The 12,159-nt window shown below is 55.3% G+C and carries 11 protein-coding genes; 6 read left to right on the top strand and 5 right to left on the bottom strand.

The features are described from left to right. Positions 1-22 precede the first annotated feature (22 nt). The 3 genes from AABO57_12785 (at position 23) to AABO57_12775 (ending at position 2,748) form a co-directional block, all read left to right on the top strand. On the top strand, positions 23-1,396 hold the full coding sequence (locus AABO57_12785; protein MEK6286609.1) for a TIGR03013 family XrtA/PEP-CTERM system glycosyltransferase: 1,374 nt from the start codon (positions 23-25) through the stop codon (positions 1,394-1,396). Between the two features lie 49 nt (positions 1,397-1,445). Next, positions 1,446-2,273: a polysaccharide biosynthesis/export family protein gene (locus AABO57_12780; GenBank protein MEK6286608.1), complete on the top strand. Its 828-nt coding sequence runs from the start codon at positions 1,446-1,448 to the stop codon at positions 2,271-2,273. 130 nt (positions 2,274-2,403) lie between these two features. After that, positions 2,404-2,748, top strand: a complete 345-nt coding sequence (locus tag AABO57_12775) for a helix-turn-helix domain-containing protein (protein ID MEK6286607.1) — start codon at positions 2,404-2,406, stop codon at positions 2,746-2,748. An 87-nt stretch (positions 2,749-2,835) separates the two neighbouring features. Here the strand turns inward: AABO57_12775 and AABO57_12770 are convergent, their stop codons facing one another. The 3 genes from AABO57_12770 to AABO57_12760 form a co-directional block, all read right to left on the bottom strand. After that, positions 2,836-3,126 carry a nucleotidyltransferase family protein gene (locus AABO57_12770; GenBank protein ID MEK6286606.1) on the bottom strand — a complete coding sequence of 97 codons (291 nt, stop codon included), beginning with the start codon at positions 3,124-3,126 and terminating at the stop codon, positions 2,836-2,838. Positions 3,127-3,320: 194 nt separating this feature from the next. Beyond that, the gene (locus AABO57_12765) at positions 3,321-3,590 is read right to left on the bottom strand and encodes a hypothetical protein (GenBank protein ID MEK6286605.1); all 270 of its coding nucleotides are present in this window, start codon (positions 3,588-3,590) and stop codon (positions 3,321-3,323) included. A 723-nt stretch (positions 3,591-4,313) separates the two neighbouring features. Beyond that, complete coding sequence (locus AABO57_12760) at positions 4,314-4,769, bottom strand: hypothetical protein (GenBank protein MEK6286604.1); 456 nt, start codon at positions 4,767-4,769, stop codon at positions 4,314-4,316. Between the two features lie 308 nt (positions 4,770-5,077). Between AABO57_12760 and AABO57_12755 the strand changes: the two genes are divergently transcribed. The 3 genes from AABO57_12755 to AABO57_12745 all read left to right on the top strand — a co-directional run bounded on the left by AABO57_12755 (position 5,078) and on the right by AABO57_12745 (position 8,940). Beyond that, positions 5,078-6,805 (top strand): PQQ-dependent dehydrogenase, methanol/ethanol family, encoded by a 1,728-nt coding sequence (locus AABO57_12755; protein ID MEK6286603.1) that lies wholly within the window; start codon positions 5,078-5,080, stop codon positions 6,803-6,805. Between the two features lie 21 nt (positions 6,806-6,826). Beyond that, positions 6,827-7,807: a c-type cytochrome gene (locus AABO57_12750; GenBank protein ID MEK6286602.1), complete on the top strand. Its 981-nt coding sequence runs from the start codon at positions 6,827-6,829 to the stop codon at positions 7,805-7,807. Between the two features lie 122 nt (positions 7,808-7,929). After that, a complete protein-coding gene (locus AABO57_12745) occupies positions 7,930-8,940 on the top strand; it encodes an NADP-dependent oxidoreductase (protein ID MEK6286601.1) in 1,011 nt (336 codons plus the stop codon). A gap of 47 nt (positions 8,941-8,987) precedes the next feature. On the opposite strand, the gene AABO57_12740 is transcribed toward AABO57_12745, so the two are convergent. Both AABO57_12740 and AABO57_12735 read right to left on the bottom strand, forming a co-directional pair. Continuing rightward, positions 8,988-9,533, bottom strand: coding sequence for a BON domain-containing protein (locus AABO57_12740; protein MEK6286600.1), 546 nt, complete (start codon positions 9,531-9,533; stop codon positions 8,988-8,990). 279 nt (positions 9,534-9,812) lie between these two features. Further along, positions 9,813-11,894, bottom strand: coding sequence for a S46 family peptidase (locus tag AABO57_12735; GenBank protein MEK6286599.1), 2,082 nt, complete (start codon positions 11,892-11,894; stop codon positions 9,813-9,815). Positions 11,895-12,159 lie beyond the last annotated feature (265 nt).

Genomic DNA, 12,159 nt, shown 5'->3' with positions numbered 1-12,159 from the left:
GTAGAGCAATCGGGGAGAAGAAATGAGACGCTTGTTCTTGGTTATCGCCGAAACTGTGCTGTTGTTTTCAGCCGCATTGACTGCGACACACATCCGGTTCGGAAGCGAAAGTTCGGACGTGCTCTTCAGCCAGCGCGGCTGGATGAAGCTGGTGATGCTGACGGTTGTGATTCAGTTGGCGTTCTACCTTTTCGACCTTTACGATCTGCCGGCCACGCGGAGATATCGCCGAGTGATCATCAACCTGCTTATCGCACTCGGCGTGGCCACTGTGTTGCTCTCGATTGTGTTTTACATTGTGCCCGCGTTGCAGTTAGGCCGTGGGGTGTTTCTCGTAGACATCGCCCTCATCCTTGCGATCATCCCGGCGTGGCGGCTCGTTGTCGCGTGGAGCGCCGGCCATCCGCAGTTCGGCGTGCGCGAGCGCGTATTGATACTTGGCTCGGGTGACCAGGCGATTGAGTTGGCGAGGGCCACCCTCGAGCGACGCAATGCCGGTTTTCACATCGTAGGATTTGTCGACAACAAACCGGAACTGATAGGCAAGAGTTTGATCAATCCATCGGTGATAGGACTGACTGAAGATATCTGCAGCCTGGTCGAACAGCATCAGGTTGATCGCATAGTCGTAGCCGTTGCCGATCGGCGCGGCAAGTTCCCAACCGAAGAGCTGTTGAATCTATCGCTGAGCGGCCGCGTGGCCGTTGAAGAGTCCGCGCGCTACTATGAGCGGCTCACGGGCAAGATCGCCAGCGAAATGTTGCGGCCATCCTGGTTGATCTTCTCGCGCGGCAGCCGCCTCTCGGACCTTGACTATCACGTTCGCCGGGTTTTGAACGTAACTGTCGCCGGTGTGGGGCTGGTGTTATCGCTGCCGATAATGCTGTTGACCGCGCTGGCGGTGAAGCTTGAATCGCGCGGGCCAGTCTTTTACATACAGGAGCGCGTCAGTAAGAACGGCCGCAATTTCAAGATTATCAAGTTTCGATCGATGAGCGTTGGAGCGGAAGCCAAATCGGGTCCGGTCTGGGCCGAGGAAAACGATCCGCGCGTGACCCGGGTCGGTCGCATCATTCGCAAGCTGAGGTTCGACGAGCTGCCTCAGTTCGTGAACGTCCTTCGCGGCAACATGAATTTCGTCGGCCCTCGCCCCGAGCGCCCGATGTTCGTCGAACAATTGACCGATCTCGTTCCGTACTATTCGCAGCGGCACGTGGTCAAGCCGGGGCTCACGGGATGGGCGCAGATCAAGTACCCGTACGGCGCTTCGGTCGAGGACTCGGTCGAGAAGCTTCGATACGATCTCTACTACATAAAGAACCAATCGCTGCTGCTGGACGCGATCATCATGTTCGAGACGTTCAAGATCATGATGTTCGGCCGCGGTGGACGATGAACCTGAGAGCAAAGGGCAAAGAGCAAAGGCAACGAGAAAGAGGAGTCCTATGGCAAATAGAATTGTTAGTCTGACATTGAGCGCGTTGTTGAGTATGTACGCGGCGGGTTCGATCGTTGCGGCGCAGACCACGTCGCAGGCCGTATCGGCAAACGCAGACGGAAGCCGTCCGCGCACGGTCCACCAGAAGAGTTATCAGGGCGTGCCGCTTGACGAGCGTACGCTTAATCCCGGGGAGGTCGCCAGCCCCGCCGACGAGGCGGCGATCCAATCGCAGATAAATGCGATCTATCGCAGCTTCTACAACTCGTACCGCCTTGGCCCGGGCGACATCATCGCGATCTACATCGACAAGCATCCCGAAGACTCTGTCCAAAGGGTCACGGTATCACCAGTCGGGCGAGTCTATTTCCCGCTCATGGGCGACATCACTGTCGTCGGCAAGACTTTGCCGCAGCTTCAGGAGCATCTCACCAACGGGGCGGCCGAGTTCATCAAGGAGCCGCGCCTCACGCTAGCGCTGCTTGAAGCTCAAAGCGCGAAAGTAGGCGTTCTCGGTGACGTGAAGACTCCCGGCCTGATGGTGATGACCCGCCCCTTGCGCGTGCTGGATGCAATTACACTCGCCGGAGGGATACTCGATACCGGCAGCACCAGCGTCTCGATTCTTCGTCAGTTCGAAGACGGACGTGTTCAAGTGCTGAGGGCTGACGTGAAGAAGATCCTGAAAGGAAAAGCCAACCCGGAAGAGAATGCTTTTCTCCGCCCAGGCGATACTGTCGTGGTTCACGGGAATCTGTTCAAGACGTTTACCAAGCTATCGAGCGTTGTTGGCGTCACTTCCTTGGTAACGTTCCTATCCCGGGGCGCACGCTAACGGGGTGGGCGCCGTTTCATTGCGGTTCCCGTTCACGCCCCGTTCACGCATGACTGAACATTGTCAGAGACGAAGATGTGCATTCAAACAGAGAAAACGAAGACAAAAATGATGACAGAGGGGAACCTAAATGCCTAAGCCAATCTTGGAAGTCTCGAAAGGGGTAGCAGGTACGGCCAGCTCGAATGGCGGCTCAAACAGCGATGCGCGCCACAGCCCGCTTGCTGACCTGGTAAGCGAGAACCTGCGCACAAAAGGTATGCGTCAAGTTGATTTCTGCCGGCAAACCGGATTCGATCAAGGCTTGCTGTCGAAAATTCTCTCGTCAGTAGTCAATACATTGAACGTCGAGACGGCGCTCAAGCTAGCCGAGGGTTTGGGTCTTCCTCCGACGGTTGTGTTTGAAGCGATAGGAAAGAAGGATGTAGACGATTTACTGCGGAGGTTCTATTGCAAGAGCGACAGAGTTATGTAGACGTGCCACCAGTAATCTCTTCTTGCAGAACGAGCCCACGACGCCCTTTTTGACATCAATTTCGCGCCCTGTTTCCTGTTTCTTCTCTCATAGCGTGACTGCCTCGCGCAGCACGCGCTCTCGAATGCGCGGGCGCAATCCCTGCTCGGTCACGACGTCCACGCGGCAGCCGAACAGATCCTGCAACTCCATCAAGAGGCCGCCAAGATCTAATAAGCTTCTCCCCGGCTCCAGATCTACCAGCACATCCACATCGCTGTCACGTCCCGCTTCAGTGCGCGCAACCGAGCCGAAGATGCGCACGTTGCGCGCGCCGTGCCGCGCCGCGATTAGCAAGATTTCGTTGCGCTTGTCTGTGGACAACTCGTGCAAGTTCATGGCCTATCTCCAAGTTCTTGGCCAGAGTATAGCACTCCTTTCTTCGCGATGAATGCAGCTCTAGGAGGTGCGCCGCAAACGGCGCCTGACCGGCTGATACGGAAGTGCGGAGCGTAAAAGGTGCCTGCCGAACGACCGCGGCCTGTTCGTACTCCAGCGCGTTATGCACTCTTCGTATGAGGTTACTCTATACATTATTCAAAAGGCTCGGCGGAGTTTTGTATCAATTGGCTTACTTCCCTAATTTTCCAATCTGAATCGACAGCATTAAGGCGATTGAGGTTGACTCTAAACTTAAATCGTTTAACTCCGTTGTCTACAATGCAGCGCTTCAACAGTTCTAGGTCATCTGCGGTCGTGATTCCGACTTCGCTGAGCGTCTGATCATCCGACTCGGGAGCTTTTCCTGCAATCGCCAGAATACACCTTCTTACGATCTCAATCGTATCCCCTATCTTGAGCACGACGCCTCCAATTCCGAGTTTAGGTACGAACGCCTCAATAGAGGTTTCTGAGGGCAAAAACAACTAAGCTAAAAATGCCTATGACAAATAATACTAATGCAGCATAGTATATGAAATCTTTCACGCCTGTTTCAAGCGAACCAATTCTTCCAGCAGTTCTTATGTAGTTGGCGCATTGTAGCATTGAGGACACCGAGCAGATCACAGAAACAACAAGGCTACAGAGTGTTATACCGATAAGAGTTTTCCACTTCGGATTGTCAGTGGATAGCTTTTCTGTGAAGTTGTCGCTCCTTGAAGACGCGACCTAAGGGCTTGCACCGGAGCGCGCGAAGCGAATTTCTCACGCTTCCAAAGCTCTACGCCATCAGGAATGCCTGATTGTCTACATATTTCATCGATCGCCGCTCGGAGTGGCTTGAGTTAATCTTCAGCAACGAATACAACCGCCAAAGTTGATCACGACACCCATATCGGCTCGATTGGGTTTCTGTGACGAATCTTTGGCAAAGAACAGTTCCATGTCTGGTTTGCTGGCCAGTGCGACTGCGGTGCACCGCATAACGTCGGAGTTGACGCGGGCGCGAAACAAAACGTGCACAAGCCGCAAATCAACCACGCAGGGTTGATGAGAAGCAAGCTGTCTCGCGCTCGCGTCCAATGACTCGTTGGGCGGTGTTGTGTTTTAACCGGAGTCGCCAGCCGCGCCGACAAATGAAACCATTAACGTCGTGGTTCTAAAACAATTTCCCGCGCAAGCCTGTCGCCCATCACCTCCCGAATTTCAAGGCGGTCTTTGTACCCTTGGATCTGTTTTTGGTCGTCGCCAATTACCTTTTGAGCTAAAGCATCTGCCTTAGCTTCGTTGGCTTCCATCGTCGCCATGTTTTTGTACTCGGTCATCAGCATTATGTTCCAGTCGCCCGGAGTGTGACCTTCAGTCGTCAAAACCTTGTAGGAGAGGATTAGCCCTTCTTTTTTCGTCGCCTCCTGATTCCTTTTCCAGTCGGTAGCAATGTAGTTCAGATAAGCCGTCTCCATTCCCGGCTTCATTCTGATAAATGCCACATTCCACACCGAACCGTCACGGTACGGACGACTGACTTGAGCGAAAACGACGATGCTTAATGTCAGCAAGGCGCCGACAAGCGAACCAATGAGTATGCGTTTCTCTTTCATAAATCCTCCTGGTTTGTTCAAGTGAGTGCTAAACCAAAGGGCTTTGTCTGAACTGTCGCCGCACTCGTTTTAAGCGACAGCCGCCCCACCGAGTGCCCTTGTCACCAGGGTTGAGGTTCAAGCCAGTCCGCATTGTTGCGCGCCACGGAGCCAGGTCGGAGTTGGGCACGCCGACTATTTAACGCCTTCGTGCCGGTGCAATCAAGTTGACTTCTCGTTTCTCTCCTCGTCTGCTTGTTGTCGGTGCTCGTGTGCGATAGTATCTCGCGCGATTCCGAAACGTTCGCCGCAAATGAAGGAGTGTCGTCATGAACGACTGGAAAAAGTCTCAGCTAACTCGGCCCAGTTTAGTCGCGGTAGCTTTCATCGCGGTGCTCACAGCATTCGGGCAAGCGCGTGCTCAGGACGGCAACAGTGAATTGACCGGCGAGCGGTTGGTCAACGCGCGCAAGGAGCCGCAAAACTGGGCCACTTACTTCGGGGCTTACGACGCGTGGCGTTACAGCTCGCTCGATCAAATACGCGCCGACAACGTCAAGAATCTCGTGCCGGTCTGGGTGTTTCAAACCGGAAAAGTCGAGGGCGGACTCAACGCGACGCCGATTGTCGTCGATGGAATCATGTATTTGATCGCCAGCGAGAACCGAGTCTTTGCTTTGAGCGCGGACACCGGAGAGCGGCTGTGGACATACAACTACAAAGTCCCGCGTGATTTCTTTTCGCCGTATGGCAAGTTCAATCGCGGCGTTGCCGTCGGCTACGGTTTGGTTTTCTTTGGCACGATGGATAACCACGTAGTCGCGCTCGACGCGAAGACCGGCAAAGAGGTGTGGAACGTCGAAGTCGAAGACGTCAAGAAATGCGGCTGCAATATCAACGGCGCTCCTTTTCTAGTCAAAGACAAGCTCATCGTCGGCGGCACCGGGGGCGACAGCGCGCATCGCGGCTACATCAACGCGTTCAACGCGAAGACCGGCAGGCTTGCGTGGCGCTTCTACACTATACCGGGGCCGGGAGAGCCTGGGCACGAGAGCTGGGGCGGGACCGAGATGTGGAAGTACGGAGGCGGTTCTACGTGGCTGACTGGTTCTTACGACCCCGCGCAGAACTTGATCTTTTGGGGAATCGGTAACCCGTCGTCGGATTTCGACAACTCAGTGCGGCCCGGCGACAATCTGTACACGAACTGCATCGTTGCGATTGACGCCGACACGGGAAAACTCAAGTGGTATTACCAGGAGATCCCTCATGACGCCTGGGACTTCGATTCAGCTTACGAGTCGGTGCTGATCGATATCACGCGCAACGGCAAGACCGAGAAGCTTCTGGTGCATCCGAACAAGAGCGGCTTCGTGTGGGTGCTCGATCGCGTCACCGGGAAGTTCATCAACGCCTGGCCGTACGTGGACACGATCACCTGGGTCAAGAGCATCGACAAAGAGGGGAAGTTGATCGGCCGCAACGAGCCCGAGATCGGAAAGCCGAATCTCATTTGTCCGAACTGGGGCGGAGGGCGAAGCTGGAATCACTCGTCTTACAGCCCGCGCACTGGTCTGTTGTACAACGACGGGATCGAGTGGTGCGCTAACATAACTGTGCACCCACAAGAGGCTCGCGAAGGCAGGCCGTTCGTCGCGGGCAACGTCGATGTGAAGCCGCCGCCTGACGGAAAGATTCGCGCGCACCTTGACGCTTTTGATCCGCTGACCGGGCAGAAGAAGTGGAGCGTTCCATTCAAGTATCCAATCCTTTCATCATTGCTAGTCACGGGCGGCGACGTTCTTTTTACCGGCGACGTCGAAGGTCGTTTCCTTGCGTTTGATGCAAAGAACGGCAAGCAGCTCTGGTCGTTCAACACGGGTTCGGGTCATCGCGGCGGACCTATCACCTACTCAGTCAAAGGCCGCCAATACGTAGCCGTGCCCTCAGGGTTGGGGTCGATATTCGTGAGCGGCATGCCGGCGACCTGGCCCGAGGCAGCGGGCTGGCCCGGGGGTTCGGCCCTGTTTGTGTTTGCATTGCCAGAGCGCCGATGAATGCCGAAAGGGAAGCACTAGATGAACGCCGAGCGACTCGAATGCGCGCGCCTTCTTATCAGTGTGCATCTGCGTCGATGTATGGTTCTCTTCTATGTCGGCGTTATTGCGTTCGCCATACCTGCCGGAAGATACCTTCAACTCGCGGCCTTTGCATCAGTAGGGGTGCAGCGAGAAGAGAAGCTCAAAGACCCGCAGTTCATTGCAGAAGGCGCGAAGTTATTCGCGCCCTCGTGCGGCAACGCATACTGTCACGGGACTGGCGGCGTTGGGGGCGGAGCGCCTCGGCTGCGCGGCAAAGGGCTCGAATCGGCATACTTGTTCAAGACCATCTCGAACGGAATTCCCGGCACCGGGATGCTGAGTTTCAAATCGGAGTTGTCAGAAGAACGGATTTGGAAGCTGGTCGCGTTCATAATGTCGGATGCTAAGTCAGCCGCGGCGGCGTCCGGCGCTCCGGTTGCCGATAAGCCGGCATCACCGTCATCGACAGTCTCAGTAAAACCTGCTGCGGCTACCGCATCCTCGTCACTGGCCGGGGATGTGCAAGCCGGGAAGGCTCTGTTTTTCGATTCGGCTCGAGCAAAGAGCTGCCATTTGTGTCATTCATTCGCCGGGGAAGGAACGCCGATCGGTCCCGACCTATCGAAGCTCGGAAACAGATCGGCGAAAGAAATATTCTTCAACGTCATTCTCGTGCGCGAAAACAAAGACTCGCGCTACGCGCCCGTCGCTCTCACGCTGAGGAATGGCGACAAGATCATCGGCGTCAAGAAAGAGGAAGACACAGACTCGATTCGAGTTTACGATACGACCGAGCTGCCTGCTGTTCTGCGCACAGTTCAGAAAACCGATGTTGTCAGAGTTGAGAGCGTAGACGAATCGGCTATGCCGAAAGACTACGCCTCGATCTACACGATAAAACAGCTTTTGGATTTGGTGACGTTCTTGAAGTCTTCGGAGTCCAAATCGCCAGTCACGCTGAAGGACCTGTTCCAGTAGCGATTGCGTTGTGAAGGGAAGTGCTTTACCGCAGACGAACGCTGAGGAGATAGACCTCCCGCTCATATCCGTCCCTGCGGTGAAACGTTCATAGATAAAAAGGAGAAGCTCCTATGTCAACGATGAACAGACAGATACTACTCGCGGCAAGGCCCGTTGGATTTCCGAAAGACTCTGATTTCAAGCTAGTCGAGACTCCAATCCCGACCGCGGGAGATGGACAGTTTCTCGTGCGCACGATTTACCTTTCGGTCGATCCTTACATGCGTGGCCGGATGAACGATGTTAAGTCATACGCTCCGCCGGTACAAATCGGCGAAGTGATGGGAGGCGGCGCAGTTGGCAGGGTTGTCAAATCCAACAATTCCTCATTCCAGGAGGGAGACATCGTCGAGGGAATGTCTTTTGGCTGGCAGGACTACTCCGTCTCGAACGGGCAGGGAGTCAGGAAAATTGATCCGGCTCTCGCGCCTATCTCGACTGCGCTCGGGGTGCTGGGCATGCCTGGTCTGACTGCTTATTTCGGGTTGTTGGAGATCTGCAATCCGAAACCGGGAGAAACCGTCGTCGTCTCCGGCGCAGCCGGAGCTGTGGGCTCGCTAGTCGGTCAGATCGCGAAGATCAAAGGCTGCCGTGCGATTGGAACCGCCGGCGCGGATGACAAGATCAGTTATCTCACTGATGAGCTTGGCTTCGATGGAGCGTTCAACTACAAGACCGTGAGCGATTACTACGAGAAGCTACGCGAGCTTTGTCCCGGCGGAGTCGATGTCTACTTTGACAACGTCGGAGGCGCGATCACCGATGCGGTGTTCAGATTGATCAACACCAGGGCAAGGATTTCGATCTGCGGTCAGATCTCGCAATACAATCTCGAGAAGCCTGAGATGGGGCCGCGATTGATTCTAACGATGCTGCTGGTCAGGCAGGCCAGGGCGGAAGGGTTCCTGGTTTTTCAGTTCGCCGACAAATATCCGGAAGGTCTGAAGCAACTGGCTCAATGGCTCAAGGAAGGAAAGTTGAAATACAAGGAAGACATCGAACACGGGATCGAGAATACGGCGCGCGCCTTCATGGCTATGTTGAAAGGCGGCAACGTCGGAAAACAGTTGGTCAAGGTATCAGACGAATAATCGGTGGGAGTGCGACATGCCGCCGCACTCCACTCCCCTCGTGTTCACTAGCCTTCGCTGCCGACGCGTAAGTTATTGGTTACCGAGAAAACGCCGGGCACACCATTGGCCGCCATGTAGGCGAGCTGGCTGTCCATCTTGTTCGAGACAACACCCTCGAGAGTGACGCGACCCCGATTCACGACAATGTGGATACTTGGATTCGCGCCCATCGCGTATCTGTGTAACCCGCCCGTTCGAAAGACGGCGTTATAGACCCGTCGCCTGATCGAGTCGTCAAAGGAAGACGGCGGTAGCACTTCTATCTTGTTTATTACGCGGTCGACTCCTTCCATCCTTGCGATGCGCCGCTCCGCCTCTTTACGCGTAGTTGGGCGAATGACTTGTCCAGAAAGGACGACCGTGTTGCCGTTGAGTTCGAACGCAAGGTTGTCGAATACTCCGTAGTAGGGTAACGTCGCCAGCTTCTTGCGAATACTTTCAGTGAAGCCGTAGTTGCGAACGCTTCCCTCCTGTTGAGTTTTAGCTCCCGACACCGGCGTTGAAGCCGCTAGCCCGAGCATAATCGCAATTCCGAAAACCCTCTTTATCATAGCTGCACCTCCTTTTCGCTTGCCCGAAATCCATACAAACTGCAACACAGACCATACGTCTGCTTACCTCCTCCGACGATTTGGGCTGATATCGTGATCCAATCAAACTCATTAGGATGAAACAGCAATCGCAATGCCGCTTAGTGGGGTAAGATTTCGAAGGGAGACTATGGCCCGTCGCGAGCCGTCAAGCAGGTCAACAAATAAGCGATTCCCTCGGCACTAAATCAAGATGCGCGGCGGAAAAATTCAGTAACCGCCGCGCACGTCTTGCTATCTCTACTTCGTTAGCTCGTCGGCCGCTTCCTTTGCGCCGTAAACCTTACGCAGCGCTTCGAGCATTGCCCGCGAGTCGACGGACACCGCTCGGTTCTGCGTCTCGTCAAAAACGAAATTGCCTACCAGAGACTGAATGTTGCCATCGAAAATGAGACCGACCAGCTCGGCGTTTCTGTTGATCACCGGAGAGCCGGAGTTCCCGCCAATGATATCGTTCGTCGAAACGAAGTTGAACGATGTGTTCAAGGTCAACGCCGATTTCTTGTCTATCCAACGGCGGGGCAGCTCAAAAGGAAACTTGTTGCCGCGCTCAACGGATCTCTTATAAAGCCCAGCGAAGTTGGTGAACGCAGGCACGTGCTTGCCGTTCTCCTGGTAGCCCTTCACCGCGCCGTATGAGAGCCGCAGCGTGAAGGTTGCGTCCGGATAGAGCTTCGTGCCCTCGATGTCGAACAGCGCTCGCGAGACCTTGGCGTAGTTCGCACGCTCGTTCGCTTGAACTTCGGTCTCGTAGCGCTTGCGCATTGTGCGCGCCTCGCCGTCGATCGAACGCGCGAGCACGATCATCGGGTCAGTCGATTCTTCGATCGCCTTGACGCCGCCCACTCCGAGTTGTTTGCGATAGGCGACGTCCTTGAGCTTCGTTCCGTCTATCAACTCCGCGGCTCGCGCCTCAGGCGATTTGCCTCCAAGCACGCTCTTGACGGCTGAGTCATCCGCGCCTAACTCGTCGCGCATGAACGCGAGAGAGTCCGCGAGTTTTACTTTCTCGAGATCGTCATAGATCGGAGCGGGCGAATACAAACTCAACTCGAGCGAGGCTCGACGCGCATCGGTGTACTCGGGCAGCCGTTCGGCGTTTGGCTTGGAGCTTTCAGCGGCGAGCCGAACCAGCGCGCGGGCCTTAGCGAACAGGTCGGAGTTGAAGGCCGCTCCGTTTCCAATCAGCGAGTAATGCCTGTAGTAACTCTTAAGGCCGGCGCGTCCTTTCGCGATGTTGTCCCAAGCATCGCCGTATTCCTTTTGCTTCTTCGGGTTGGCGGCGATCGTGCGGCGAAGCGCCTCTTCTGCTTTTGCCTTCTTTGCGATTAGTGTCTTGTCCTGCAACCCCTCGAGCTCGCCGGTCAGGGCCTTGAGGCTGTTCTCGACGCTGAAGAAGTCTTCCTGTGCGCGGCGCGACTGCTCCTCGCCCAGTGACCTGTACCGGCCCAATACCTCGTGCTCGCGGTTGAGAATCTTGACTACGAACGGAAGGCCGTTGTCCCGAAGATACTCGAGATGCGCCACCGTATTCAATCGAGCGGTCGAGCCGGGATTGCCGGGTACGAAGACGAGATCGCCTTCCTTCGCGCCTTCCTTTGACCACTTGAAGTAGTTCTCAACCTTGAGAGGCTTGTCGTTTTCATAGACGCGGAAGAGCGCCATATCAAGGTCGTAGCGCGGAAACATGAAGTTATCGGGATCGCCGCCGAAGAACGCGATCGCAAATTCCGGCGCGAACACCAGCCTCACGTCGGTGTACTTTTTGTAGCGGTAAAGATTGTATTGCCCGCCTTGATAAAGCGTAATTACGTCGCTGCGCAAGCCTGTTTTCTCGGTCGATTCCTTCTCGATGTTGGCGATAGCGGCGCGGCGTGCAGCGTTAGCTTCAGCGGGAGACGCGCCCGGCTTGACCGCGGAAGTAACGCGCTCGGTCACGTCTTCTATGCTGATCAATTGATTCAGCTCGAGGTCGGGCGCCTTGACCTCTTGATCGCGCGTGCGCGCATAAAACCCTTCCTTGTTGTAATCATTCTCCGCGGTGCTGATCTTTTGCAGCACGTCACCGGCGATGTGATGGTTGGTGAGCACCAGTCCGTCCGCTGATACGAACGAACCCGACCCGCCGCTATTGAAACGCACCGAAGCGAGCTGCACCTTTTTGAGCCAGGCATCGGTGACTTCGAAGCCATACTTCTTCTTGATCTCAGCTTTGGGCACATTATTGAAGGTCCACATGCCTTCGTCGGCGCTCACCAGAGTGAAGCTTGATGCCGCGAAAAGGGCGATGAATAGCGCACTGAGAAGCTTGTTGATTTTCATAGTTGAGTTCCTCGAGAAGATCTTTCCGGCGGAGGTTCGAGTAGCGTGTCCGACAGCCACAGCCAAAAAATGAGGGCGAGTCGTTGCACATCGGCTCGCCCTCTACCATTCCGCTCACTCTTGGAGAAGAGATGGCAGTTCTTTTGCTGCCGGGAGCATTGTACCAAATCTTGCAAGGAGCGCGCCAACTCGGAAGTAAGGGGTAGTGTACTAATCTTGTGTTGGTCGACTAGGACACTATCGGGCGACCGCGTATTTGGACTGC

The organism is Acidobacteriota bacterium (assembly GCA_038040445.1).
GTDB lineage: Bacteria > Acidobacteriota > Blastocatellia > UBA7656 > UBA7656 > Onstottus_A > Onstottus_A frigus.
The sequence above is the reverse complement of the archived record's forward strand: the minus strand, read 5'-3'. Positions and strand labels throughout refer to the sequence as shown.

Coding starts and splice junctions, on each gene's coding strand:
- AABO57_12785 (MEK6286609.1), top strand. CDS start 23: ATGAGACGCTTGTTCTTGGTTATCGCCGAAACTGTGCTGTTGTTTTCA.
- AABO57_12780 (MEK6286608.1), top strand. CDS start 1,446: ATGGCAAATAGAATTGTTAGTCTGACATTGAGCGCGTTGTTGAGTATG.
- AABO57_12775 (MEK6286607.1), top strand. CDS start 2,404: ATGCCTAAGCCAATCTTGGAAGTCTCGAAAGGGGTAGCAGGTACGGCC.
- AABO57_12770 (MEK6286606.1), bottom strand. CDS start 3,126: ATGAACTTGCACGAGTTGTCCACAGACAAGCGCAACGAAATCTTGCTA.
- AABO57_12760 (MEK6286604.1), bottom strand. CDS start 4,769: ATGAAAGAGAAACGCATACTCATTGGTTCGCTTGTCGGCGCCTTGCTG.
- AABO57_12755 (MEK6286603.1), top strand. CDS start 5,078: ATGAACGACTGGAAAAAGTCTCAGCTAACTCGGCCCAGTTTAGTCGCG.
- AABO57_12750 (MEK6286602.1), top strand. CDS start 6,827: ATGAACGCCGAGCGACTCGAATGCGCGCGCCTTCTTATCAGTGTGCAT.
- AABO57_12745 (MEK6286601.1), top strand. CDS start 7,930: ATGAACAGACAGATACTACTCGCGGCAAGGCCCGTTGGATTTCCGAAA.
- AABO57_12740 (MEK6286600.1), bottom strand. CDS start 9,533: ATGATAAAGAGGGTTTTCGGAATTGCGATTATGCTCGGGCTAGCGGCT.
- AABO57_12735 (MEK6286599.1), bottom strand. CDS start 11,894: ATGAAAATCAACAAGCTTCTCAGTGCGCTATTCATCGCCCTTTTCGCG.